Below are 25,574 nucleotides of genomic sequence, written 5' to 3'. Positions count from 1 at the left end.
AAATGCGCGCGAAGAACAGGCACGCGGCGTGCGCTTCAGCAGCACAAAGGCGAATCAAAACAGACAGTTGCGAGAACTGGTACGACAGTTGCGTAGGTTAGGCCGAAGCTGTTTGGACCCATCACAGGAAGAGTCTGTATGCCGCCTACAATCGAACTACGCGCGAAGCAAACTTTCGCGCTCACGCCGCGCCTGCAGCAGTCCGTGCGTCTGCTTCAACTGTCGTCGCTGGAATTTCAGCAGGAACTGCGCAACGCGCTCGACACCAATCCTTTCCTCGAATACGACCCGTCTGTTTCGGAAGACCTGTCAGCAGGCAAGACGGCCGATGGCAACGGAGCCGACGGCGAAGCGCTGCCTGTCACGGAGCGCGACAGCGCGCTCGAAAGCGCGTCGGCGGAGCCGGCCACGGAAAGCGTTGCATCATCGTCGTCGGATGACGGCGGCGACTATTCAGGCGGCGATTATTCGGGCGACACCTACGGCCGCGGCGCGTCGCGCTACAACGGCGACTCCGATGCCGCCGACCCGACCGAATGGGCGCGCGTGCAACCGACGCTGCACGAGCAGCTGCACGATGCGCTGCGTCTCTACCGTCTCGAAGACCGCGACCGCGAAGTGGCGCGTCTCATCATCGAAGCACTCGACGACGACGGCTATCTGCGCCAGGACCTCGCCGATCTCACGGACGTGTTCGACATCGAACCCGCGTTGACGGAGGAGGAGTTGCTGGTCGCGCTGAGGCTCGTGCAGACGCTGGACCGTCCGGGGCTCGCGGCGCGGTCCTTGTCGGAGTGTCTGGCGCTGCAGATCGATGCGCTACCCGCCGATACGCCGGGCCGCGACGTGGCGAAGCAGGTAGTCGAGCATCATCTCGACCGTCTTGCGCGGCGCGAGCACGCCGAATTGCAGAAGCAGATCGGCTGCGATGCCGAGGAATTGCGCGTGGCGTGCGCACTCGTGCGCAAGCTGGACCCGAAGCCGGGTAATTCGTATGGCCGCGCCGATGACAATTACATCGTGCCGGATGTGATCGTGCGCAGCGTGCGCAACAAGTGGGTGGTGACCGTCAATCCCGCCGTGCTGCCGCGCGCGCGCATACACCGCATGTACGCGGAACTGTTCGCGCAGTCGGCGGGCACGAGCCGCTCGCCGCTCGCGCAGCAATTGCAGGAAGCGCGCTGGCTGATTCGCAACGCTCAACAGCGCTTCGAAACGATTCAGCGGGTCGCCGAGTGCATCGTCGCGCATCAGAAGCCATTCTTCCAGTACGGCGAGATCGCGTTGAAGCCGCTTGTATTGCGCGACGTGGCCGAGGAGCTCGGCCTGCACGAATCGACGATTTCGCGCGCGACGGGCAACAAGTACATGGCGACGCCGCGCGGCATCTTCGAGTTCAAGCATTTCTTCCCGCGCGAACTAGGTACGGAAAGCGGCGGCACCTGTTCGGCAGCGGCCGTGCGTGCGCTGCTCAAGGAAATGATCGCTGCGGAAAACACGCGCGATCCACTGTCCGATGTTGCGCTCGCGAAAATGCTCGCCGATCAGGGCGTGCTTGTCGCGCGACGTACGGTGGCGAAGTATCGCCATCTGATGAAGGTGCCGCCTGCGGAGTTACGCCGACAGGTTTGACGCACGCTGATCCGGGCGCGAGATACTGGATCGCGTTACGTGAGGTAAGTAACGGCCGCTCGATGAATGAGCGGCCGTTATATTTTGCGGGTGAAGAAAGGGCAGCGCGCTACATGCCGACGCTCGCACCGCCGCTCGAGCTCGATCCCGTGCCGGAGCCGGAACTGCTGCCCGTGCCCGAACTGGAAGCCGGATTCAGATCGATTCTTCCGTAGACGCCGTTTGCTTCGTCATTCGGCCCCGCTGCGAAGAACAGCGTATTCGAAGGCTGGTTGCTCAGGTTGTTGCCGAATGCGATGCCCCACAAGCCGGGCTCGACGATCGCGCTGCCATTCGACGACTTCAACGGCCCCATCGACTTGCCGCTCGACGCATCGAACGCGTTGATCGTGCCGTCGCCGAAATTTCCGATCAGAATCGCGCCGCTAAGCGTGCCGAAGTTGCCTGGCGCCTGCGCGATGCCCCACGGCGCGTTCAACGGCGCGCCCGTCGCAAAGTGCTGCTTGAGATTGCCCGCCGTGTCGAATATGTCGACCATGCCGAGGCCCGCGCCCGACACGTTGTCATGCTTGTCCGCGTCCTGCATCGCGTAGGTGACGAACAGGTTCGAGCCGATCAACTGGATGCCGAACGGCGCGAAACCGGCGGGAATGGCGCTGTCCTTGAAGCCGCCCGGCATCGTCACCTTCGCGAAGTTCGAATCGAACACGTCGATTTTGTTGTTATGAAAGTCGGTTGCATAGAGGAAGTTGCTGCCGTTGTTTGCCGCGAGCGCGAGCCCTTTGTACACGGCGCCGCCTGCGCCGTCGTCGTACATCGTGAAGGCATTGGTCGGCCCCACAGCGGGCGCCCATGCCGCAACCGTGCCGCCTTCGCCAGCGAAGATGAAGGCCGCGACGCCTGATTTGCCGTTCTGGGTGACGGTGAAGTTCTGCGTGCCGTTGAACACGATGCCCGTGGGTGCTGCGTTGCCGTTGGTGCCAGCCGGTATCGTGACGACGAGCGATTGCGGCACGCCGTTGCCGTCGTAGAGCGTTGCGAGATTGGTGCCGTTGTCGGCGACCCAGACGAAGCCTTTTGGATTGAACGCAACGCCCCAGGCGTTCTTCAGATTCGGGTCGGTGTGGGGCGCGGACACGGCGCCGTCGGAAACCACAGCCGCCGCCGTGAACGACGACGGCGCAGGCGTGCCCATGTTGTTCGACCCGGAACCGCCGCCGCATGAAACGAGCGTCGCTAAAGCCGCGCCACAGGCTGCGATGCCGAACACCTCGAAGAGAGACTTCATGACCGCACTCCTTGCTTTGTCGAAAGGTCGTGACGGTCATTGAACGGGGTGAGGGTGGGGTTTATTCCTTCGTTGGCGGTCCATTTTCGACATTTCGGCGAGCAACGAAGCAGCCGTGAAATTATTCCGCTGCATAGAAAAGTTTTTGCTTCGCCGCGCTGGATCGGAACGCGTGCAAAGTCGGCGTATCTTGATAGAGATTAATCATCCTAATCAATTTTTACATAATTCCACACTCTCATCAGATCTACCAGGTTAGTGTTCTGGGCGAGAGGGGAGACCCTTGGGGACAAGAACAAACAATGATCCTGTGCGCGCGGATCGACATGGCAAAGCTATGAGGGCGTTGAGATGACATCTATTGCGTGCGTCGGCGACGCGAACACGCATGGCGGATTCGTTATCACCGGATCCAGCACGATGCTCGTGCTCGGACGTCAGGTGGCACGGCAGTTCGACCTGATTTCGTGTCCCATGCACGGCATCAACGAGATCATCGAAGGTTCCGACATGGTGCTGGACAACGGCAGGAAAGTTGCGCTCGATGGACACCGATGTGCCTGCGGGTGCGCGTTGATTGCAGCCGGATCGTTTGCGTCTATCCGATAAGGCGTCTTTAGCATTCGTCAGGCGGAGGGCGCCTTTCGCGGGCCATCAACACCAGTAGTAGCAAAAAACGAAGTCATGAAACGTGAAATGATCGAGGCGGGCAGTGTCACGGTTGGCGAACTGCTGAACAGCAAGTCGCAGACCGGACGTCAGGCGTACTTTCTGGATGTGCCCGGGACGGCGAGTGCATCGCAACTGTCGGTCGTATCGTTCGAGGCCGTGGAAAAGCTTGGTGAACCGTGGCGCGTCACGATCAGGTTGACTCATCCAGAGGGCCTGCTGCGCGCCGACTATCTCGGCAAGGATGCCGTGTTCTCGATCGTTCCTGTGGATGGGGATCGCCGGACCTTTTCGGGCTGGCTCACACATTTCACCAAACTGAAGACGACGCACGATTTCAGCAGCTACGAGATGGTCGTCGAAGCGCATTTCGCAAAGCTCAAACAGGTCCGTGCGAGCCGGATCTTCCAGCATCAAAATGCGCCGGAGATCATTGAATCGATCTTGCGCGAGCATGGCTTCAAGGGCCACCAGTTCAGTTTCACCCTGCGCCGGCAATATCCGCAGCACGCGTTCCGCTTTGCTTACCAGACAGACGACCTCTCGTACGTCCAGATGCTGATGCAGAAGGAAGGCATCTTCTGCCACATCGACGAGGGTGAGCACGGCGACGTGCTGAATTTTTGCGACGACGTCGACCACTATATCTACACGCCCGCGCTGCACGTGCCGTACCGTGAGACGTCAGGGCTGGAGGCTGGCGTCGAGGCGCTGTTCTCGATCAGGACGGCGGCTCGCACGGTCGCGCAATCGGTCACGGTGGCTGACTACAATCCCGATCAGGCATTCGAGCGATTCAAGGCCGAAGCCAACGTGTCGCGTGACGACAAGACGACATACGGCCCGCAATACATCTGGGGTACGCATCATCAGGACGGTGACGGAGCGCAGTGGGAAGCGCAATTGCGCCACGAGGTCGAGGTTGCGTGGCAGGTCGTCTATGAAGGCGAGAGCAATGTGGTCGGATTGCGACCGGCGCGCGTGCTGCACACGGACGAGGTCTTGCCGGATGCGCCCAACGGGCAGGTCATTATCGCCGTTTCGCACCGTGGTTCGCGCGATGAGGCGTACACGAACAGCTATGAGGCGATTCCCGCCGACCGGCGTTTCCGGTTGAAATGCGACGAAGCCCGATGGCCGAAGATCACCGGCACGCTGAGCGCGCGCGTGACGTCGCCGGGCCAGTACAAGTACGCGTACCTCACCCAGCAAGGTTACTACGTTGTCCGTTTCGATCTGGATTTCTCGACCTGGAGTCCGGGCGGAGAGAGCGTTCCTTTGCGTCTTGCTAAGCCTTTCGCCGGGGCGCTGCAGACGGGGTTTCACTTTCCGCTGATCGACGGCACCGAGGTAGCGGTTGCCTTTCATGACGGCAATCCTGACCGGCCCTATATCGCGCACGCGCTGCACAACAGCCAGTCGACCGACCACGTGACGAGCGACGACAGATGGCTCTCTCGCAATGTCATCCGCACGCAAAGCAACAACAAGCTGCGCATGGAGGACTGGCAAGGCCAGGAGGGCGTCAAGCTAGCGACCGAGTACGGCAAGACGCAATTGAACATGGGTTTTCTCGTCGATCGCAACAGGCAACAGCGCGGCGACGGCTATGAATTGCGCACGGACGATTGGGGCGTATTACGCGCCGGTAAAGGCATCTTTATCAGCGCAGACGCGCAGAGCAAGGCAGAAGGACAGGCGCTCGACATGCAGCAGGCCCAGCAGCAACTGTCGACGGCCCAGGCCCGGATGCGGAGCCTTTCCGACGCAGTGACCCAGGCAAAGGCGGTCGTCGCCGCATGCGAGGAACAGCAGGACTTGCTCGAACGTCGGATCAGGCACCTCCAGCAGGCCGTCATTCTCGCTTCCGCGCCGCACGGCATGGCGTTCACGAGCGGCGAACACATGCAGATCGCGGCGGGAGGCCATCTGTTTGCGACGGCGGGGGGAAATGCGGATACAGCCGTCGGCGGTAACTACACGGTTGCGGCCGGCAATGCGGTCTCGCTGTACGCCAACGCGCAGGGAATGAAGCTTTATTCCGGTAAAGGCAAGCTCGAGATGCAGGCGCAGTCCGATGCGCTCGAACTCACGGCATTGAAAGGCGTTTCCATATCCAGCACGCAAGATACCGTCACATTGAACGCGAGCAAGTCGCTGATGTTGATGTGCGGTGGTTCGTATATCAGGCTCGAGGGTTCACAGGTCGAGATTGGCAGTGCGGGAGAGATCACTTTGAAGGGGCCGTTGCGCATCGGCGGCTCGGCCACGCAGCAAGCGGCATTGCCTGTCTTGCCGACGCAGCAGGACACAGGCTTGCAGCTGTGGCATACGTATCCGAATGGCGAGCCGGTAAAGAACGCCAAATACAAGATTGTCTTTCCGGATGGAAGCTCCCGGGCAGGTCGTCTCGATGCCGATGGCAAGGCGACAGTGGCCAACGTCCCGCGAGGTGGGGGGCGCGTGCAGTACTTCGAAGAGGACGGTTCGTTCGAGTCGCGAAGCCGCAGATTCGCAGACCCCGATGGTCGTCCGCAGACGATGACCAGCGGGGACACGCGTGCGCTGCCGAGCATGACGGCTCAAGCCCTTTCTGCGGCGCCTGCGCTGGCCGGGACGGTAGCCGGTGGCGGCATCGATGGTGCGATCAAGGCTGGTCGAGGCACTGGCGCCGACGTACTCGCGCAGGTCGAGGGCGCGGCAATGCATTCAGCCGGTGTGTTGGCCGATGTCCCGGGCCCACTTGTGTCCGCCGCTGCGACAGCTGCGATGGGGGGCAGCGCTGCTGCGAGCCAGGCCACGCCCGGCGCGCTTGCCGCTCAGGTGGGCCATGCAGTCGGCCAGCCGTCGGCCATGCAGTCGGCCGGTCCGGCTGAGGTCCATGGTCAATCGCCGGTTTCGCTCGCGAGAACAGTGCGCTAGGCCGTTTGGCGACATCGCGCGTGATTCGATAAAGAATAACAACGTACCTTGAATATGGCATCGCAAGTTTCAGCCGGCTCAGCTAGCCCGGCCGCTCCCGTTCCCGCCGTCCTTCATGACAACGCCGTACAGCGCCGCCTGCTGATAAGCCCGGTGCCAGCCCCGGCGGTCGCGGCACAGCCCGAGCTCAAGCGGGTCGCCGTCGAATCGGTGAAGGACCATGCGCAGCAGATCTTTATCCAGTGCCTCTACATGGTCCCGCTGGTGGGCAACGCGATGTCGCTCGCGGACGTGGGCACCGACCTGTACCGGCTATTCAGGAATGAGCCCGATCCCGCAAGCGGCAAGAAATACGCGGAGAACGTGCTGCACTGGGGCGTGCTCGCCATCGACGCGATCGGTGTCATTCCCGGCGCGGGCAATGCGAGCCGTCCGGCGCGCGCGGTGGTCAAGGATGTGCTGCTGGCATTTGCATCGGGCGGGGTGGGCGTTGCGGTGGACCTGCTGTGGGCGGCGGCGGGAGGCGACGCCCAGGATTTCATGTTGACGCTCGATAAGCATCTGGAGAGCTGGAAGAATGAAATCATCAATGGTCTGCGCACCATCAGCCGCAGCTTCGCGCGGTTCATCGAGGACCCGACCTCGGTGGAGGATCAGATGGCGCGCATCGGGAAGAACGATGGATTCTTCTCGTGGGTGCCTTCGCAGGAACATATCGCGCTGGTGGCGCTCGATCAGTTGCTCGGTCACACGGGCCTGAAGTCGAAGATCCTCGCGTGGCTTGCCGAATTCGACCGCAACGCGCCGGCGATGATCGGCCAGGCGATCGGCACGGCAGCGGAGGCGGGCTCGCTGGCGTACATGGCGTGGCAGATCGCTCAGGCCATTGGCCACCGACGCAACCTGTCCGAACCGCAGCCGTCGCTGCCGCATGGTGAAGGCGCGCACCCTCCCGCCGGGCGCAACGGCGGCGCAAGCCACGAGCCGCATCAGCCCGCGCCGTCGCATGAAGCGCAGGTCTCGACGGGCGCGCGAACGGAACCCGACCAGAAGCCCGGAAGCCACGAGCAGCGCACGCAGCAGGGCGCCCAGACCAGCCAGACGCCGGCCAGAAACGGCTGCGGCTGCCCACCCGTGAAAGGCGGCGGCTCGATCAACTACGCGATGGGCGACGAGAACCTCGAGCAGACCGACTTCGCGCTCGATGGCGTCGTGCCCATTGTGTGGACGCGTCTTTATCGTTCGAGCCTCGCCGCGTACGACGGCAGCGCACTGGGCGCGCGCTGGAGCAGCCCATATCACCTGTCGCTGAGCGAGCAGGACGGGAGACTGACTTATTTCGACGCCGATGGCCGAGCGGTCGAATTGCCGCGCGTTGAGATCGGCGAGGCGCTCGACGTGCCGCGCGAGCAGATGACGGTCAGCCGTCCGGATACGCGGCGCGTGCAGTTGCGCTTTCTGGACGGCTCGCGTGAAGACTACGAACTCCGTGCGACACCATCGGCGCGCCGCTATGTTCTGACGGCTCGCACGGCACGCGACGGCCTGGGCGTGACGCTCGCCTATAACACTGCGGGCGAGCTGGCCGGCCTGTCGGATGGGCACGGCCTTGCTGTCGCGCTCGATTACACCGGCGGGCGGGTGACAGCGATCCGGCGTCTGGATGCCGCAGGCGGTACGCTCGATGTACTTGCGCGCTATGAGTACAGTCGCGAAGGCGATCTGATCGGGCACACGGATGTGCTCGGCCACCGCCGGACTTATGCGTACGAACAGCATCTGCTCACCCGCTACACCGACTTCAACGGTTTCGCGACCTGTCTCGAATGGGACTGGCCTGCCCGGCGCGCAGGATCGCCCGCGCCAGCCGATGCGAAGTGCGTTCACGAATGGCGCTGCAACGACCGGTATCCAGGCGAGCGCTACGCAGAACTGTTCTTCGAGTACCACCGCGAGCACTGGTACACGAAGGTGACCGACGCCGATGGCCACGCGACGGTTCATCGCTATGACTATCACAACCAGATCGTGCGGGTCGAGCAGCCCGACGGTTCGCGCGATACCTACACCTGGGACGATCGCGGCCAACTGATCGCGATGCAGAACGGCGCGGGCCAGATCGAGCGGTTTGTCTATGACGAAGCGGGCCGTATCTCCGCCGTCACCGACGCGCTTGGCAACACGACGCGCACGGAATACGACGCGGCAGGTCTGCCCGTGCAAGTCACGAACGCGGCAGGCGACGTGACGCGCACCGTTTACGATGCGCTGGGCCGTCCCGCCTCGGTGACGAACGCCGCGGGTGCGACGGGCTACCGCTGGAGCGATAGCGGGCGGTTGATCGCGCTGACGGACCCGAAGGGCGGTACGCGCGAGTTTGCCTATGACAGCGCAGGGCGTCTCGTGTCAGCGCGGGATTGTTCGGGTTACGAAACGCGTTACCAGTACGACGCGCGCGGCCATCTGCTCGCGCGTACGGACGCGCTTGGGCAGGTGACGTCGTATCGTCACGATGCGCGCGGCCAGTTGCTGCAGGTCACGCGTCCGGATGGCATCGGCGAGCAGCTGGCCTACGACGCCGAAGGCAACCTCACGACCTATACGGACGGCGCGGGCCAGGTCACGCGCTATACCTATAACGGCAACCATCAGCCGTATTCGCGTACCGACGCTGCCGGCCACACGCTGGCGTACAACTACGATCGTCAATGGCGCTTGACGCAACTGCGCAACGAGAACGGCAGCACGATGCGGTTTCGCTACGATGCGCTCGGACGTCTGGTCGAGGAGACGGGCTTCGACGATAGCGTCACGCAGTACGGTTACGACGCAGCGGGTCGATTGGCGCAGTCGCGTCAGGGCGACGCGTGGACGGCCTACACGCGCGATGCGCTGGGCAGGTTGACGCGCCGTGACATGCGCGGGCCGAACGGCACGGTCAGCGAACGCTTCTATCATGACCTGCGCGGGCGGCTCACCACTGCGCAGACGGAAGACAGCACCGTACGCCTGCACTACGACGACGCGGGCCATCTCATCGCCGAGGAACAGCACGTCGGCCTGGCCCTCGGCGAATCGTACGTGGCGGTCTCGCGGCACGAGTACGACGCGCTGGGCAACCGCATTCGCACGACACTGCCCAACACCCGCACGATCGACTGGCTGCGCTATGGGTCGGGACATGTGCATGGCGTGCAGCTCGACGGGCAGCCGCTGCTGGACTTCGAGCGTGACCGGCTGCATCGCGAGACGGGTCGTGTGCATGCGGGCTTCAGCCAGCAGCGCGAATACGATCCCGCGGGGCGTCTGACGCGTTTCTCAGTGATGTCGGCGCATCGGTCGGTGCAGCACGAGCGGCTTGCGGAGCGTCGGCTGCGCTATGACGCGGCGGGGCAACTGGCACGCATCGACGACCGCACGCGCGGCGCGTCGGAATACGGCTATGACCCGGTGGGCCGGTTGCTGAAGGCGGTGACGCCTGAACTGACGGAGCGCTTTGCGTTCGATCCTGCCGGCAACCCGGTCGATCCGGCGAAGATCCCGTCGTATCCGGAGGGGCTGGAAACGGACCACGAGCGCACGGCACGGTACGCGCGCGAAGCGGCCGAGGATGCGGAGTGGATGCGTGCGCATCCGGGGCAAAAGCCGTTTTCGCGCCACGATGCGCGCGGCGTGCAGGATCGGGAGAAGGTGGAGGCGTGGCGTCGATCGCTGCCGAAGTGGCTCGATAACGTGATGGGCGAGTATCTCGGGGTGACGTACGAGTATGACGCGCACGGCAATCTGGCGCGGCGCCGGGAGCCGGGCGGGCTGACGTGGCTGTACAGGTGGGATGCGGCGGGTCGCCTGAAGGAAGCGCGGCGCTATGCGCGCCCGCCCGCGGCGCATGAGGTCGATCATCAGGTGCGCACGGCCGATGAGATACGGTTCGTGACGGGCAAGGTGCAGCCCGAAGTGAGCGTGCGGCTGTGCTATGACGCTTTCGGTCGGCGCACGCTCAAGGAAGTGGAGCGCGCGGGCGGGGGTGTCGATCGAACGGTGTTTACGTGGGACGGTGATCTGATGCTGCTCGAGGAGCGGTTTCATGAGGCGCCGGTGGGACGCAGGGATGAGGGACGGCGTACGTATGGCGGTGTGCGTCTGGTGCGTGAGAATCCCGATGACGCGTATGCGTTACCCGTGGCGCAGCGGCAGCATACGCTGGAGGCGGGGCGGAATCAGTGGCGGGCGTCGTCGGTGTATCTGTACGAGCCGGGGACGTTCGTGCCGCTGGCGCGGCTGGATGAGACGCTGGAGCAGGCGGCGTATCTTGCGACGGGCACGGACGGGCGCTTTGTTGAATATCCGGCGCGTACGCGGCACGCGACGTACTTTTACCAGAACGATCATCTGGGCACGCCACAGGAACTGGTGGATGAGTCGGGTAAGGTGGTGTGGCTGGGGCGGTACCGGGCGTGGGGTGCGCTCAGGGGCGCGAAGCTGGGGGATGGGGCGGCGGAAACGGGGAATCTGATACGGGCGCAGGGGCAGTATCATGATGAGGAATTGGGGCTGCACTATAACCGGCACAGGTACTATGATCCGTATGCGGGTAGGTTCATTAGTAAGGATCCGATTGGGCTGGCGGGTGGGGTCAATGAGTATCAGTACGCGCCAAATCCCATCTCGTGGATTGATCCGCTCGGTTTAGCCAGGCGTCCGTGCCCATGTGATTGCGAAAAGATTCTCAAGGAGTCGGGGCGCGGCTATGGCGCTTATAGTGAAGTTGATCCTGACTCGCACCACGTCATCCAAAATGCTGCTGTCAGGGATGTAACTGACTATTCGCGCTCTCAGGCACCTGCCGTTCAATTGAATGGGCCATCTACATCCGTTGGATCGGAGCACTACATCGCTACGCAAGTGCAGCGGCAGGCAGGAGGAGGTACATATGCTGCGGAGCGTCGTATAGGCTACAGGGCGTTAAGGAGAGGGGGCGTGTCGCAAGATGAAGCGCGTTGTCACATTATGCGTGCTGACAACTATTTCTCTGGTCTTGGTGTTGGTCCGCATACGGTTTTGCGTGTACCAGGAAACAGGTGATTTGATGGATCGGCGAATGATTGAAGACGCGGTGCGGGAAATTGTGTTGCTGCTGGTTCATGGTGAGTTTGAGAAGCTCGAAAACATGAAGATGCTGGGGCCGAGTACGCGGGAAGAATATGCTCTTGCGTTACATAAATACCTTCGTGGACGTGAGGTTTTATGCGAACCTCCACCGGAGGCATTTTATGAACTGGCGATCGACAAGACGCGAGACATTAAAAAATGGCGTGTTGACTTTGATTTGTGGACTGATCGCGGCCGGAGCGATCTGACTGCCCAAATATATATTGAAGAAGTTAGCCCGGGCGTCGGACGCGGCATGCTATATGATCTGAGAGTACTTTGACCAAGGTGCCGCTAGCGCGGCCCTTGTCGCATCTAGTCGTGATCGGGCGAGATGGTGAGGTTGCCAGAGCGGTAGTCAGCGGTGATGTTCACGCGCTGTCCGGGCACAAAGCCCAAGCGTCCGAGATACAGATTGACGAGATGCATCCACGGCATGAGTGGCGCATGCCGATGTGTATCGCGGTCAGATGCGCCTTGCAATGTCGTCACAAAACGTTTCGTGATGGGTTCACGCTTTAAGATTGACATCAGCCATATTCAACTCCTGCTGTCAGTTGGTGGTGGTCAGCGGGCGGTGAGTGTTGGTAGCACTCATCGCCCGCGATGGGGCGGCGGAAAGGGGGAATCTGATACGGGCGCAGGGGCAGTATCATGATGAGGAATTGGGGCTGCACTATAACCGGCATCGGTATTACGATCAGCATGCGGGTAGGTTCATTAGTAAGGACCCGATTGGACTGTCAGGCGGGATCAATCTCTATCAGTACGCGCCGAACCCGGTGCAGTGGGTTGATCCGCTGGGGTTGCAAAAAACGGCTGGTGGCGCCTCCTGCGCTTTGTGCAACACGCAGAAATGCCCGGTGCATTCGGTTATAGACGAGACACTCAAAGGCAAAGGAAACATAACTAGCCGGCATGTATTGAACTCGGACCAGCTCCTTGATGCAGGAACAGAATTTTTAGGCGCGGGCTACACCGAGATTGGTAAGTCGGGGAGTGGCGTTTATCGAAGCGCAGACGGAACTCGGCAATTTCGAATAGACAATAATTCGATCCAAGGAAATCACGCGCCAAATGTTCCTCATGGGCATTTGGAGACCTATGTTCAAGGGGCTGCAAAGCCTATCGCGAATAATCACATTCCCTTCTGTGGATGAGGTGATTTATGGAGCAAATTCTGTTTGGAACAGTTGGGCGAATCATTGCTGGGGATAGCGCAGGTTTTTACGTCAAGGTAGTGGATGACGCTGAGAATACAGGAGGGTTTTTAATTCTGACGTCGGATCGCGCCGACATGACTACTGGATTTGATAATTGGGTCGAGACAAGGGAGGCTGTAGCGGGTTTCTTTGCAGAGTCCAATTGGGAAGTAGCCTGGCAGATAGACGGGTAACAACGAAGGGCCGCATTGAGCGGTCCTTCGCATGTCTATCTGGCTGTAATGGTGCCGTCGCACACGGTTATCTGCATGAGGCGCGCGCGTGATGGACGCACAACACACGGAGGCAATACGCCGTCGCAAACGCAGGCTGAGGGTAAAGCGCCGCGAGGCGCTGCATGTACATGAGACGCCCGACAATGCGCTGATGCTCCACGATTCAAGTAAGGATGGTGGCGGAATCGGTCTTCATTGAGCGCAAGGATGGATCGACTGTAGCCGAATGATGTTGCTTTGGAGGTTCACGGCGTACTTTCGCTCACGCTGAAGATGCCATGGGCTTCGCTACGACGCGCTCGGACGTCTGGTCGAGGAGACGGGCTTCGCGCCACGATGCGCGCGGCGTGCAGGATCGGGAGAAGGTGGAGGCGTGGCGTCGATCGCTGCCGAAGTGGCTCGATAACGTGATGGGCGAGTATCTCGGGGTGACGTACGAGTATGACGCGCACGGCAATCTGGCGCGGCGCCGGGAGCCAGGGGGGCTCACGTGGCTGTACAGGTGGGATGCGGCGGGTCGCCTGAAGGAAGCGCGGCGCTATGCGCGCCCGCCCGCGGCGCATGAGGTCGATCATCAGGTGCGCACGGCCGATGAGATACGGTTCGTGACGGGCAAGGTGCAGCCCGAAGTGAGCGTGCGGCTGTGCTATGACGCGTTCGGTCGGCGCACGCTCAAGGAAGTGGAGCGCGCGGGCGGGGGTGTCGATCGAACGGTGTTTACGTGGGACGGTGATCTGATGCGGCTCGAGGAGCGGTTTCATGAGGCGCCGGTGGGACGCAGGGATGAGGGACGGCGTACGTATGGCGGTGTGCGTCTGGTGCGTGAGAATCCCGATGACGCGTATGCGTTACCCGTGGCGCAGCGGCAGCATACGCTGGAGGCGGGGCGGAATCAGTGGCGGGCGTCGTCGGTGTATCTGTACGAGCCGGGGACGTTCGTGCCGCTGGCGCGGCTGGATGAGACGCTGGAGCAGGCGGCGTATCTTGCGACGGGCACGGACGGGCGCTTTGTTGAATATCCGGCGCGTACGCGGCACGCGACGTACTTTTACCAGAACGATCATCTGGGCACGCCACAGGAACTGGTGGACGAGTCGGGTAAGGTGGTGTGGCTGGGGCGGTACCGGGCGTGGGGTGCGCTCAGGGGCGCGAAGCTGGGGGATGGGGCGGCGGAAACGGGGAATCTGATACGGGCGCAGGGGCAGTATCATGATGAGGAATTGGGGCTGCACTATAACCGGCACAGGTACTATGATCCGTATGCGGGTAGGTTCATTAGTAAGGATCCGATTGGGATTGCTGGTGGCATAAACCCATATCAATATGCGCCAAACCCGATCAGCTGGATTGATCCGCTCGGATTGACGGGGGAGGACGTATATCGGGCGATGAAAACGGGAGGCGATAATCTTCCGATCGCGGAACCTACGGCGCGTGGACTTGGTGCACGTCCTGGCGTAGATATTCCGGTTGATTCAAATGGAATGGTCCATCCAGATGCGGGTGGTATTTCGGTCGCACCAGAATCAACGGCTAACCTTCCTCTTCATAGGCATCCTGAGAGTTTGGGGGGGACGGGAAAGGATTGTGCATGTATGTTGAACACAGGGAATCTTCCGAAGACCCTCAAGTACGTACCGGATAGCGCTAAGCACGGGACGATCCAACCAAGTGCAAGTATGTCTTTGGCTGATTACCAAGCGGCACTTGCTTCGACTCGTGGAAAATGGGTTAAACAATGAACGTCGAGTTAGATATCGTGCTGGATAGCGAACTGCGTAGCGCATTGGAGGGAGACTGCGACTTCAATTTGCTGCGAGCCATTCTGATGAGGTATCGGGAGAAAGGCTTTAGCTCTGAATCCGTATATGAGTTTCTGGGCACAATGAGATCTGGTGTAGCCGAAAGCACTGACGATAGAATTCTAGAGCTGATGGATATTGTGTCTGGGTTTTGCTCGCCTGGTATGCGAGTGTGGTAACAGCAAAGGGCCGCTAACGCGGCCCTTGTTGCCTCTAGCCGTGGTCAGGCGAGATGATAAGGTTGCCGAAGCGAAAGTTAGCGGTGATGTTCACGCGCTGTCCAGGCACAAAGCCCATGCGTTCGAGATACAGATTGACAAAATGCATCCACGGCATGAGTGGCGCGTGTTGATGTGTATCGCGGTCAGTTGCGCTTTGCAATGTCGTCACGATGCGTTGAGTGACGGGCTCACGTGCTTAAAGATTGGCAACAGCCATGATCAACTCCCAGTGAGAATCCCGAAGATGCGTATGCGTTACCCGTGGCGCAGCGGCATCATACACTGGAGGCGGGGCGATATCAGTGGCGGGCGGCGTCGGTGTATCTGTACGAGCCGGGGACGTTCGTGCCGCTGGCGCGGCTGGATGAGACGCTGGAGCAGGCGGCGTATCTTGCGACGGGCACGCGCGGGCGCTTTGTTGAGTATCCGGCGCGTACGCGGCACGCGACGTACTTTTACCAGAACGATCATCTGGGCACGCCACAGGAACTGGTGGATGAGTCGGGTAAGGTGGTGTGGCTGGGGCGGTACCGGGCGTGGGGTGCGCTCAGGGGCGCGAAGCTGGGGGATGGGGCGGCGGAAACGGGGAGTCTGATACGGGCGCAGGGGCAGTATCATGATGAGGAATTGGGGCTGCACTATAACCGGCACAGGTATTACGATCCGCACGCGGGGCGCTACATTAGCAAAGACCCCATTGGCTTGGCCGGTGGGTTGAATGAGTACAACTACTGCAAAAATCCCACGGGCTGGGTCGATCCCCTGGGATTGACTGCGGGTAGTGGTGGCCAAACGTCAGGTACTGTACGACCACCGCTTACGGGTGCGACGCCGAATTCGATTTATACGAAAAGCGATTCGACGGGAACGGTTGCCGTGCAGAATGCGGTCTACGATGGCAATGGTGATCTAATCGGGCAAGTCGATTTCAAGAATCACGGTGGATGTGCATGCTCTGGTCATGCACACCCAATTCAACCCCCGGGTAGTGCGGCGAGTGTGGCTGCGGCGCATGGTCCCAACGCACCTCATATTCCGCCATCGGATGTTCCGGCTGAATGGAAGGCGATTCCTCCGGGCATGAAACCAGCAACACCTATTGGACAGTAGGGGCGGAGATGTCTGAAGAAGAACTGAAACAATTGCTAAACGACTATCACAACTTTGATGATGGTCTTGTTGTGTCGTTTGGTTTCTTCTATCCGATGGGAGAGCCTGCAGCGGCTCAAGCTATCTTTTATGCGAAAAATCATTCGGTTCCGGGGGATAGATGGGATACCGTCAAGATCGTTGTGAAAGATGTTGCGGAATTCAATGCCCAGTGGAAAGGGAATCAGCCAAACTCGATTTGCGCGGGGGTGCATCTGGTGAAATTCGATGACTTATGGTGCTTGGATGTTGACGGTGTGTATGGAGAGGTCGAAGATCCGAAGTCAATTGAAGATGTTCGGAAGTTTGGTGACTGCTATGTAACTGGTCGTGACGTTTATGTTTATGTTGCCGAAAATCGTCAGCTTGATTTATACGGGAGCCTGATAACTCTCTAACTGAGTAAGTCAAGGGCCGCTGACGCGGCCCTTTGTTCTTCTGTTCGACGGTGATGGTGAGCCGCCCATGTTCAACAGCGATCTTGACGCGCTGTCCTGCTGCAAATCCGGCGTTCTCGATCCAACGCCCAGCGAGCTTCACCACGGATAAAGCGGCGGCGCGCTTCGCAGGTGCAATGGTCGCTTCCAGTTGCGCTGGAAGTGTCGGGGACTGCTGGATGGGCACGAAACGTTCGGTGAGCCATTCTCGCGCCACGACACGCGCGGCGTGCAGGATCGGGAGAAGGTGGAGGCGTGGCGTCGATCGCTGCCGAAGTGGCTCGATAACGTGATGGGCGAGTATCTCGGGGTGACGTACGAGTATGACGCGCACGGCAATCTGGCGCGGCGCCGGGAGCCGGGCGGACCGACATGGCTGTATGAGTAAGATGCGGCGGGTCGCCTGAAGGAAGCGCAGCGCTATGCGCGCCCGCCCGCGGCGCATGAGTTCAATCATCAGCTGCGCACCGCCGATGAGTTTCAGCCCGCAACGGGCTCGACACTATTCCTGACTCCTCGAGCCAGCCTCACCTCTCCCTCACCCTCAACGGAAAAATAACCGTCGCCGCCAGCAACCCCAGCGCCCCGCCAATCAACGTCTCCCACGCCCGCGCCGTGAGAAATGGAATCGAGTGCATACCATTCACCGCCAGCGTGACGATCAGCGTGAACGCGAACGCGCCGCACGCAATGTCATACCGCTCGGGCAACGCCATCGAATAAACGACCATCGCGAGCGCCGCGGCGAGCCAGATCAGCAGCGGCGCATGCTCCGCAATCGGCAAACAGATGAGCCCGAGCGGCACCCCAACGAGCGTGCCGATGATCCGCCGCCGCACGCGCTGCACGGTGCCTGTCGCGGAGCCGGCGACCACGTACGTGCACGCCGTGATCGCCCACACCGATTCCGCGAGGTTCAGCCACGCGTTCAACGCGACGACCACGAGCGCGCCGCTTGCGGCCTGCAGTCCCATCACGAATTCGGGTGAAGGCCGTCCCGGCACGGGCTCGGGTCCGGGCGACAGCGCGGCGACGACGGCTGGCCGTTCGGCGGGCCCGCTCAGCAGCCGGGGCACGATCGACGCCAGCATCGCGATCAACCCCGCAATGGCAATGGCGGGCAGATCGGCGGGCGCGAGGTTCGCGCCGTAGGCGAGCAGTTGCCCGATGTAGATCTGCGAGCCAAGTCCCCCGCCCGTCACGCCGAATCGCTTCAGATAGCCAACGAGGAACGCCCCTGTCACCAGTACGAGCTCCGGACCAGCGTGCCCGAAGACGAGCAGTGGCTGTGCAACGCATACATACATGGCCGCACCGAGCGCGGCCGCCGCACAGAGCAGCGCGAGATCGCGGCTCGATTCGGGCCGCGTCGTGCGCGCCTCGGACACGCTCGCCCACAGCGCGAAGTTGGCCGCGAGCAGACCGACCGACGTACCGCGTGGCAATCCATGCGTGACGTCCTGCAATGTGCCGAGCGCCGAGGCGAGTCCATATGCCGTCACGAGGCGCAAGCCCTTGATGCGTCGATGCGTGCCGGGATCGACGCGCGCCAGCCAGCCGCCGAACGCGGCAATCGGATGCCTCGCGGGTAGTCCGCTGTGCGCGGTGTCGGCGGAAGGTTCGCGATCGGCGGGATCAGTAGACGGGTCCATGGCACGCATCGTCACAAAGGCGCAAGGGTTCGCATGCGGGAAAGCGACGTCCCGCCGGGTACGGACACGGCGAGACGCGGCCCGGCGCCGCAATGGCGCGATGCCAGCTTCACTGGCTTGCCGCAGAGGCCGGGTTCGCATTGCTGGCAGGAGCGCCTCCCGCGGCAGCGGCCCCTGTCGCCGACGCGGCTTCGGACGACGCCACTGCCTCCGACGCCGCCGCCGTTCCCGACCTGCCCGAATCCGCTGCCGTCTGCGCCGCAGGCGGCGCGGATGCGCCGGACACGGGCACGGCCGTCGACAACGCGCCCGATGCCGTGCTGCTGGCGAGCTGCGCAGTCCCTTCGTCCGCGCCCGTTCGCTGCCGGTAGCCGTACACGATGATGCCGATCAGCAACACGATGACGGCGAGTATGCCCCAGGCCCAGACGGGAGCGCGGCGCGGGCGGGGCGCGGAAGGTTCGACTGTCGTCAGCAACTGCGCGGGCGCGCCAGGCGCCGTTCGCGCGGCAGAGGAAGCAGAAGCGGAGGCAGCGCCATAGGCAGAAGCGCCAGGCGCGCCGCCCGCCAGTCCGTAGGGATCGCTGCCAGCATAGCCGCCGGACCGCGCGGCATCCACGGTTGGCGGCGCTCCGTTCCCGGCTGCGACGCTTTCGCGCGGCATGACGGCCGCCAGTTCGACGAGCCGTTGCGGGACGCTATCCGCGAACGCAGCGGAATTCTCGAATCCGAGTGCCTTCGCATAGCCTTCGGCGAGCCACGGCGCAGCGATCGGCCACTGATACGCGAGCAGTCCGGGCAGGTCGCCCGCGCTGCCCTGTTCGAGCAACATGTGGTGCTTGGCCGCGCCGAACACCACAGCCGATGCGACGTCCGTCAACGCATGCGTGGCTTGCGGCGGCACGGCCGTCAGCGCGGCGATGTGGTCGCTGATCATGGCGATCTCGCGGCTGTCGGCGATGCGCGTCGCGAGCGCATGACCGGAGCGCTCGACGGCCTTCAGCCCGTGCGAACTCGCGGTCAGGCCGGCGAGTTGCGCCGCGATGCGCGGATTGGACTCGGTGGACATGAGCACGATGAACAGGCGTTGCGCGCTTTCCGCGCTGCCCGCTCTCGCCATCATCGTCAGGACGATGCCGGGTGCCGCGCGTTCCACCACCAGGCGGATCGTGTCGGGCGGCAAACCGATGCGGCTGCTCAACTGCTCGAGAACGTAGGGATTGAAGGCGGCGTGGGCCGCGGCGACCAGATCGGCGTCGTTCACCAAAGGTCTCCTTCGTGTTAGCAAACGGATGAGAGAATCACCTGTCGCGCGGCGGTTGGCCGCTTGCCTTTGTCCGAAACGGCCAGGTAAGTATAGGCAGGAATTCGGGCGGCCGGGCGGCGGCGAATGTCGCCCGGAGCCAGGCACCAAGACAGGCGCCCGCCGGGGAAATGCCCTTGCTATTTTCAGACGCGAGTATCACTCTCGATAGAGCCGCATGCCGGTGCAAAGGCCCGGCAGCCTGTCCGCCACATACGCCGACGCCTTTACGGTGGAGCACGCCATGAGATCCGCCATTTCCGTTCACGATCCCAGCCGGCAATTGCTGCCGTTTCGCGAGTCCCTGCTCGCGATGCTCGGCATCGCCTTCGTCACGATGCTGGTGGCGCTCGACCAGACCATCGTCGGCACCGCGCTGCCGCGCATCGTCGCCGATCTGAAGGGTTTCGACTTCTACGCGTGGGTCGCGACCTCGTACATGCTCGCCTCCGTCATCACCATTCCGATCTTCGGGCGGCTCGGCGACCTGTATGGCCGCAAGCCGTTCCTGATCGCCGCGATCCTGCTGTTCACGCTGGCGTCGGTGCTGTGCGGGCTCGCGAACAGCATGCTGTTGCTGGTCGCCGCGCGCGGCCTGCAGGGCATCGGCGGCGGCATTCTGATCGGCACCGTGTTCGCCACCGTCGCCGATCTGTTCCCCGATCCCAAACTCAGGCTGCGCTGGCTGGTGTTCGTCACGTCGTCGTTCGGCATTGCGAACATCGTCGGGCCGACGCTCGGCGGCATGCTCACGCAAATGCAGAGCTGGCGGCTCGTATTCTTCGTCAACGTGCCCGTCGGCGTCGTGTCGCTGATCTTTGTCCAGATGTTTCTGCCCAGGCTGCGCCATCTGAAGGCGAGCGGGCCGATCCAGCTCGACTGGCTCGGCGCATTCGTCGTCGCGGTGACGTTCGGCGCCCTGCAACTGCTGATCGAATTGCTGCCGCGCGAGGGCATCAGCGGCACGACGGGGCTGCTGTTCGCCATCACGACCGTGTGCGGCCTGACGCTGTACTTCTGGGAAAAGCGCATGGGCTATCCCGTCGTGCCCGTCGACGTACTGCTCGACCGCAAGCTCGCGCCGCTCTTTGCGATGTCGGTGCTCGGCGGCTTTGCGCTGTTTTCGATGGTGTTCTACGTACCGCTGCTGTTCCAGGGCGGCTACGCGATGTCGCCACACGACTCCGGCATGCTGATCACGCCGCTGCTGCTCGGTACGACGGTCGGCAGCGTGCTGAACAACCGCATCGTCACGCGGATCCGGCGCGCGAACGGGCTGATGTACGCCGGCTTCGCGTTGTTCGTGGCCGGCTGCGTCGCGCTCGTTTCGTTCAAGGGGCACGAGCCGCATATCGTGTGGATGGCGTGCATGGGCGTGAGCGGACTCGGGCTTGGCCTCGTTGCGACCAACCTGACGATCTGCTCGCAGCAGATCGTCGCGCGCGATCACCTCGGCGCGGTGACGGCGCTGCTGCAATCGCTGCGGATCTTTGGCGGCATGCTCGGCACCGCGATCACGGGCGCGCTGCTCGGGCATATGTACACGCAGGGCGTGAACCGCTCGCTCGATTCGTATCAGGCGACGCAATGGCTCAAGTCGTTCGCGAGTCCCGATCTGCTGGTCGATCGCAACGAGCAGTCCGCGCTGATCGAGCATCTGGTGGCGGCAGGGCAATCCGGCGATCCGATGATGCACATGGCGCGCGAAGCGCTCATCGCGTCGATTCACATCGGCCTGTCGGTGGCCGCGCTCGCCGCGTTGATCGGGCTATGCCTCGCGTGGTTCGTGCCCGCCGTGCAGGTGACCTATGCCGAGACGGAAGTGCGAGGTGCATGAGCGGCATGCACGGTTTCCGGGTTCGCGGGCCACGGGTTTTGCTATCATGGCTGTATAAATATACAGCCTTCCGTCTCCGATAGCCGTGCCGACCGACGCTCCCGATCCGTTCTATTACCTGTCGAATTTCGAGCGCGCGCTCGCGTGGATCGCCGGCCGTTACGACGATCTGCTCGACGACAGCGAGCGCGCCTTTCTAGGCGCATTCCTGCGCGACGACGCGCGCCTGCCGAAAGCATCGCGCGCGCTACTCGTGCGCATGCTGATGCGCAAAGGCACGCTGTTTCGCACGGGGCGGCTCGCGTATGCGGAAATCGGTTGTCCCGTGCAGGCGGCTGCGCCGCTCGCCGCGCTTGGCTGGGTCGATGCGGACGCGGGCCTGTCGCTCGACGAACTGTTCGCGTGCGCGACACGCCCCGAACTGCAACGCATGTTCGCTGCTTCGCCCGCGCTCAAGGGCCTGCGCAAGGCCGAGTGGCTCGAAGCGCTGCGCGTCGCGGACCCCGCGCACGCGTTGCAGCGGCGTTATCGCGAATGGGACCCAGCCGCTGACGAAGCCGCGCTGCGCGTGCTCGTCGCGCCGCTGTGCGAGCGCTTCCGGCTGATGTTCTTCGGCAATCTGCATCAGGACTGGTCCGAGTTCGTGCTCGCCGATCTCGGCGTGTACCAGTACGAGCGCGTGGCGTTCGCGCCGTCGTCGCGGGCGTTCCGGCAGCGCGGCGATGTCGACGGTTATCTGGCCTTGCAGGCGTGCCGCGAAGCACTGGAACTGACGGGCGACGCCGCGTTCGACCCGCTGCTCGAAGCCGTCGATGCAATCGATACACAGCACAACCCCTGGCTCGCGTTGCGCCGCGCGAAGCTGCTGTACGCGATCGGCTATCAGGCCGAACGCCGGCGCGACTGGGAGGCGGCGCTGCGCATCTACGAGCGCTGCGCCTGGCCGGGCGCGCGGCACAGGCGCATGCGCGTGCTGGAGCGCGACGGACGCGACGAAGCGGCGCTCGCGCTGGCGCTGCAAGCGGCCGCGCTTCCCGAGAGCGAAGAGGAGCAGCAGCGCGTCGCGCGCATGCTGCCGCGCCTGCAACGGCGGCTCGGCGTCGCCGCGCCAAAACCTGCGGACGTGCGCGCGGCGCAGCGCGGCATGCTCGAAATGCCGCGTCCACTGGAACCCGTCGCCGTCGAATACGCGGTGCGCGATCATCTGTCCACGCCCGACGCGCCCGTGCACTACGTCGAAAACGCGCTGATCAATTCGCTGTTCGGTCTGCTGTGCTGGGAGCCCGTTTTCGAGGCGGTGCCTGGCGCGTTCTTTCACCCGTTCCAGCGTGGCCCCGCCGATCTGCACGCGCCCGACTTCCGCGCGCACCGTGCCACGCAATTCGACGCCTGCTTCGCGCAACTGGACAGCGGCGCGTATCGCGAGACGATCCTGCGTCACTTCGAAACCAAAGCCGGCTTGCAATCGCCCTTCGTGTTCTGGGGCATGCTCACGCCCGAGCTGCTGACGCTCGCGCTCGATTGCCTGCCCGCCGCCCATCTGAGGCTATGGTTCGACCGGCTGTTGCTGGATATCCGCGCGAACCGTTCGGGCCTGCCCGATCTGATCCGTTTCTGGCCGCGCGAGCGGCGCTATGAACTGATCGAAGTGAAAGGACCGGGCGATCGTCTGCAGGACAACCAGATACGCTGGCTCGCGTACTGCGTGCAGCACGACATGCCCGTGCGCGTGCTCGATATCCGCTGGACCGGCAGCGCCAGCGATGCGCTCGCCGGTACAACGGACGCGGAGGCGGCATGACCTACGTCGTCGCCGTGCGCACGCTCTGCGAGTTCACCGCGCGGCGCGGCGATCTCGATCTGCGCTTCACGCCCGCGCCGTCGGCGCTCGAAGGCATCGCCGGACATCAGGCCGTGACGGCGCGCCGCGCATCCGGCTACGAAGCGGAGATCACGCTGACGGGTACGCACGGCGGCCTCACGGTGCGCGGCCGCGCCGACGGCTACGACCGGGCGTTGAACCGGCTCGAAGAGATCAAGACGCATCGCGGCGATCTTGAACGGATGCCCGCGAATCATCGGGCGGTGCATTGGGCGCAGGCGCTGGTGTATGGGCATTTGCTGTGCGAGGCGCGCGCGCTCGATGCATTGACGGTCGCGCTCGTGTATTTCGATATCGCCAGCCAGAAGGAAACCGTGCTGACCGAACAGCATACGGCCGCGTCGCTGCGCGCATTCTTCGAGGATCAGTGCGAGCGCTTCGTCGCGTGGGCGGCGCGCGAAGCAGCGCATCGCGATGCGCGCAACGCTGCGTTGAACGCGTTGCGTTTTCCCTACGGCGAGTTCCGCAGCGGTCAGCGCGAACTGTCCGTAGCCGTGTTCCGCGCGGCGCGCGACGGGCACTGTCTGATGGCGCAGGCGCCGACGGGCATCGGCAAGACGCTCGGCACGATCTTTCCGCTGCTGAAGGCGTGCGGTGCAGATCATCTCGACCGCGTGTTCTTTCTCACGGCAAAAACGCCGGGCCGCGCGCTCGCACTCGAAGCCATCGAATTCCTGCATCGCGGCGAAGCCGCGCTGCCGTTGCGCACGCTCGAACTCGTCGCGCGCGACAAGGCCTGCGAGCATCCCGACAAATCCTGCGACGGCGACTCCTGTCCGCTCGCACGCGGCTTCTACGACCGTCTGCCTGCCGCGCGCGACACCGCGTTGCAGGCGCGCACGCTCGACCGCGCAGCCGTGCGCGAAACGGCGCTGGCGCATGGCATCTGTCCGTACTATCTCGCTCAGGAAATGGCGCGCTGGTGCGACGTCGTGATCGGCGACTACAACTACTACTTCGACAGCAGCGCCATGCTATACGCGCTCACGCAGCTAAACGGCTGGCGTGTCGCGGTGCTTGCCGACGAAGCGCACAATCTGCCCGACCGCGCGCGCCGCATGTACAGCGCGACGCTCGATCAGCATGCGTTTCGCGGCGCGCGCCATGCCGCGCCCGCAGCGCTCAAAAAGCCGTTCGATCGCCTGAATCGCGAATGGAATGCGTTGAACCGCGAGCGCCGTGCCGCGTACGAGGTGCTGCCCGACGTGCCGCCAAAACTGCAGTCGGCGTTGCAAAACCTGATCGCATCGATTGGCGATCAGCTTGCGGAAACTCCGCAATCCGTCGATGAAAACGCGCTGCGTTTTTATTTCGACGCACTGCATTTCATGTCGCTCGTCGAGCAGTTCGGCGATCATTCGATCGTCGACGTGACGCTCGAAACACCGCATGGCGCAGCCCGCGCGAAGCCCGCCACGCAGATTTGCGTGCGCAACGTGATTCCCGCGCCGTTCCTCAAGCCGCGCTACGCCGCCGCCCGCGCGACGATCGTATTCTCCGGCACGCTCAGCCCGCAGCATTTCTATCGCGACATGCTCGGCCTGCCCGCCGACACCGGCTGGGTCGACGTCGAAGGACCGTTCAGGTCGGAGCAGCTGAATGTGCATGTGGCGCATCACGTGTCGACGCGCTGGCGCGACCGCGAGCGTTCGCTCGAACCGATCGTCGATCTGATCGCGCAGCAGTACGCCGCGCGTCCGGGCAACTACCTCGGCTTTCTGAGCAGCTTCGATTACTTGCAGCGCGTCGCGGGATCGATGCGCGAACGGCATCCGCAGGTGCCCATCTGGACGCAGGAGCCGCGCATGGACGAGCGCGCGCGCGACGCGTTCCTCGCGCGCTTCGCGACGGGCGGCGCGGGCGTGGGCTTCGCGGTGCTGGGCGGCGCGTTTTCGGAGGGCATCGATCTGGTCGGCGAACGGCTCATCGGCGCGTTCATCGCGACGCTCGGCTTGCCGCAGATGAACGACGTCAACGAACAGATGCGCCGCACCTTCGATGCGCAGTTCGGCAACGGCTACGACTATGCGTATCTATATCCGGGCATGCAGAAGGTCGTGCAGGCGGCGGGGCGCGTGATTCGCACCGAGCACGATGCGGGCGTCGTGCATCTGATCGACGACCGGTATCGGCGCGCGGATGTGAAGCGCCTGTTGCCGCGCTGGTGGAAGATAGCGACATAGCAACAAGAACG

The 25,574-nt window shown here is 62.9% G+C and carries 17 protein-coding genes and 2 pseudogenes; 14 read left to right on the top strand and 5 right to left on the bottom strand.

What is annotated here, in order from left to right:
* The first annotated feature begins 138 nt into the window (after positions 1–138).
* Positions 139–1,632 (top strand): RNA polymerase factor sigma-54, encoded by a 1,494-nt coding sequence (locus C2L66_RS23240; protein ID WP_060606458.1) that lies wholly within the window; start codon positions 139–141, stop codon positions 1,630–1,632.
* A 109-nt stretch (positions 1,633–1,741) separates the two neighbouring features.
* Here C2L66_RS23240 and C2L66_RS23235 read toward each other — a convergent pair whose 3' ends face one another.
* Positions 1,742–2,920: a TIGR03118 family protein gene (locus C2L66_RS23235; protein WP_054934961.1), complete on the bottom strand. Its 1,179-nt coding sequence runs from the start codon at positions 2,918–2,920 to the stop codon at positions 1,742–1,744.
* Positions 2,921–3,271: 351 nt separating this feature from the next.
* On the opposite strand from C2L66_RS23235, the gene C2L66_RS23230 reads away from it, so the two are divergent.
* The 4 genes from C2L66_RS23230 to C2L66_RS23215 all read left to right on the top strand — a co-directional run bounded on the left by C2L66_RS23230 (position 3,272) and on the right by C2L66_RS23215 (position 11,942).
* Entirely contained in the window at positions 3,272–3,529 is a 258-nt protein-coding gene (locus tag C2L66_RS23230) for a PAAR domain-containing protein (RefSeq protein ID WP_054934960.1), read from the top strand.
* 75 nt (positions 3,530–3,604) lie between these two features.
* Positions 3,605–6,511, top strand: coding sequence for a type VI secretion system Vgr family protein (locus C2L66_RS23225; RefSeq protein WP_063803379.1), 2,907 nt, complete (start codon positions 3,605–3,607; stop codon positions 6,509–6,511).
* 153 nt (positions 6,512–6,664) lie between these two features.
* Positions 6,665–11,593 (top strand): RHS repeat-associated core domain-containing protein, encoded by a 4,929-nt coding sequence (locus tag C2L66_RS23220; RefSeq protein WP_158512183.1) that lies wholly within the window; start codon positions 6,665–6,667, stop codon positions 11,591–11,593.
* A 16-nt stretch (positions 11,594–11,609) separates the two neighbouring features.
* Positions 11,610–11,942 (top strand): DUF7668 domain-containing protein, encoded by a 333-nt coding sequence (locus C2L66_RS23215; protein WP_060606464.1) that lies wholly within the window; start codon positions 11,610–11,612, stop codon positions 11,940–11,942.
* Between the two features lie 32 nt (positions 11,943–11,974).
* On the opposite strand, the gene C2L66_RS40765 is transcribed toward C2L66_RS23215, so the two are convergent.
* Entirely contained in the window at positions 11,975–12,151 is a 177-nt protein-coding gene (locus tag C2L66_RS40765; protein ID WP_148654627.1) for a type I toxin-antitoxin system SymE family toxin, read from the bottom strand.
* A 134-nt stretch (positions 12,152–12,285) separates the two neighbouring features.
* Between C2L66_RS40765 and C2L66_RS42385 the strand changes: the two are divergent.
* From C2L66_RS42385 to C2L66_RS41730, 5 genes and pseudogenes are all read left to right on the top strand, one after another.
* Positions 12,286–12,475 (top strand): annotated as a pseudogene (locus C2L66_RS42385) (RHS repeat-associated core domain-containing protein); the annotation flags it as partial.
* 352 nt (positions 12,476–12,827) lie between these two features.
* Entirely contained in the window at positions 12,828–13,055 is a 228-nt protein-coding gene (locus C2L66_RS23205; protein ID WP_054934956.1) for a hypothetical protein, read from the top strand.
* A gap of 320 nt (positions 13,056–13,375) precedes the next feature.
* Entirely contained in the window at positions 13,376–14,839 is a 1,464-nt protein-coding gene (locus C2L66_RS42295; RefSeq protein WP_060606467.1) for an RHS repeat-associated core domain-containing protein, read from the top strand.
* A 599-nt stretch (positions 14,840–15,438) separates the two neighbouring features.
* Positions 15,439–16,230, top strand: coding sequence for an RHS repeat-associated core domain-containing protein (locus tag C2L66_RS42290; RefSeq protein ID WP_269465718.1), 792 nt, complete (start codon positions 15,439–15,441; stop codon positions 16,228–16,230).
* 8 nt (positions 16,231–16,238) lie between these two features.
* Complete coding sequence (locus C2L66_RS41730; RefSeq protein ID WP_225031931.1) at positions 16,239–16,667, top strand: hypothetical protein; 429 nt, start codon at positions 16,239–16,241, stop codon at positions 16,665–16,667.
* Positions 16,668–16,725: 58 nt separating this feature from the next.
* On the opposite strand, the pseudogene C2L66_RS42165 reads toward C2L66_RS41730, so the two are convergent.
* A pseudogene (locus tag C2L66_RS42165) lies at positions 16,726–16,809 on the bottom strand (SymE family type I addiction module toxin); the annotation flags it as partial.
* 48 nt (positions 16,810–16,857) lie between these two features.
* Here C2L66_RS42165 and C2L66_RS41720 point away from each other — a divergent pair.
* Complete coding sequence (locus C2L66_RS41720) at positions 16,858–17,094, top strand: hypothetical protein (protein ID WP_054934952.1); 237 nt, start codon at positions 16,858–16,860, stop codon at positions 17,092–17,094.
* A 139-nt stretch (positions 17,095–17,233) separates the two neighbouring features.
* On the opposite strand, the gene C2L66_RS23180 is transcribed toward C2L66_RS41720, so the two are convergent.
* On the bottom strand, positions 17,234–18,358 hold the full coding sequence (locus tag C2L66_RS23180; protein ID WP_060606471.1) for an FUSC family protein: 1,125 nt from the start codon (positions 18,356–18,358) through the stop codon (positions 17,234–17,236).
* A 109-nt stretch (positions 18,359–18,467) separates the two neighbouring features.
* Complete coding sequence (locus C2L66_RS23175; protein ID WP_148654629.1) at positions 18,468–19,622, bottom strand: hypothetical protein; 1,155 nt, start codon at positions 19,620–19,622, stop codon at positions 18,468–18,470.
* 283 nt (positions 19,623–19,905) lie between these two features.
* On the opposite strand from C2L66_RS23175, the gene C2L66_RS23170 reads away from it, so the two are divergent.
* From C2L66_RS23170 to C2L66_RS23160, 3 genes are all read left to right on the top strand, one after another.
* On the top strand, positions 19,906–21,498 hold the full coding sequence (locus C2L66_RS23170; protein ID WP_060607301.1) for an MFS transporter: 1,593 nt from the start codon (positions 19,906–19,908) through the stop codon (positions 21,496–21,498).
* Between the two features lie 85 nt (positions 21,499–21,583).
* The gene (locus tag C2L66_RS23165) at positions 21,584–23,299 is read left to right on the top strand and encodes a VRR-NUC domain-containing protein (RefSeq protein ID WP_060606475.1); all 1,716 of its coding nucleotides are present in this window, start codon (positions 21,584–21,586) and stop codon (positions 23,297–23,299) included.
* On the top strand, positions 23,296–25,563 hold the full coding sequence (locus C2L66_RS23160; RefSeq protein WP_060606477.1) for an ATP-dependent DNA helicase: 2,268 nt from the start codon (positions 23,296–23,298) through the stop codon (positions 25,561–25,563). The genes C2L66_RS23165 and C2L66_RS23160 overlap by 4 nt, the downstream gene beginning before the upstream one ends.
* Positions 25,564–25,574 lie beyond the last annotated feature (11 nt).

Origin of the sequence: Paraburkholderia caribensis (assembly GCF_002902945.1) — a bacterium.
Taxonomy (GTDB): Bacteria; Pseudomonadota; Gammaproteobacteria; order Burkholderiales; family Burkholderiaceae; genus Paraburkholderia; species Paraburkholderia caribensis.
The sequence above is the reverse complement of the archived record's forward strand: the minus strand, read 5'-3'. Positions and strand labels throughout refer to the sequence as shown.

Coding starts and splice junctions, on each gene's coding strand:
- C2L66_RS23170 (WP_060607301.1), top strand. CDS start 19,906: ATGAGATCCGCCATTTCCGTTCACGATCCCAGCCGGCAATTGCTGCCG.
- C2L66_RS23215 (WP_060606464.1), top strand. CDS start 11,610: ATGATTGAAGACGCGGTGCGGGAAATTGTGTTGCTGCTGGTTCATGGT.
- C2L66_RS23160 (WP_060606477.1), top strand. CDS start 23,296: ATGACCTACGTCGTCGCCGTGCGCACGCTCTGCGAGTTCACCGCGCGG.
- C2L66_RS42295 (WP_060606467.1), top strand. CDS start 13,376: ATGGGCTTCGCTACGACGCGCTCGGACGTCTGGTCGAGGAGACGGGCT.
- C2L66_RS23180 (WP_060606471.1), bottom strand. CDS start 18,358: ATGGACCCGTCTACTGATCCCGCCGATCGCGAACCTTCCGCCGACACC.
- C2L66_RS23240 (WP_060606458.1), top strand. CDS start 139: ATGCCGCCTACAATCGAACTACGCGCGAAGCAAACTTTCGCGCTCACG.
- C2L66_RS23225 (WP_063803379.1), top strand. CDS start 3,605: ATGAAACGTGAAATGATCGAGGCGGGCAGTGTCACGGTTGGCGAACTG.
- C2L66_RS23235 (WP_054934961.1), bottom strand. CDS start 2,920: ATGAAGTCTCTCTTCGAGGTGTTCGGCATCGCAGCCTGTGGCGCGGCT.
- C2L66_RS23205 (WP_054934956.1), top strand. CDS start 12,828: ATGGAGCAAATTCTGTTTGGAACAGTTGGGCGAATCATTGCTGGGGAT.
- C2L66_RS23230 (WP_054934960.1), top strand. CDS start 3,272: ATGACATCTATTGCGTGCGTCGGCGACGCGAACACGCATGGCGGATTC.
- C2L66_RS41730 (WP_225031931.1), top strand. CDS start 16,239: ATGTCTGAAGAAGAACTGAAACAATTGCTAAACGACTATCACAACTTT.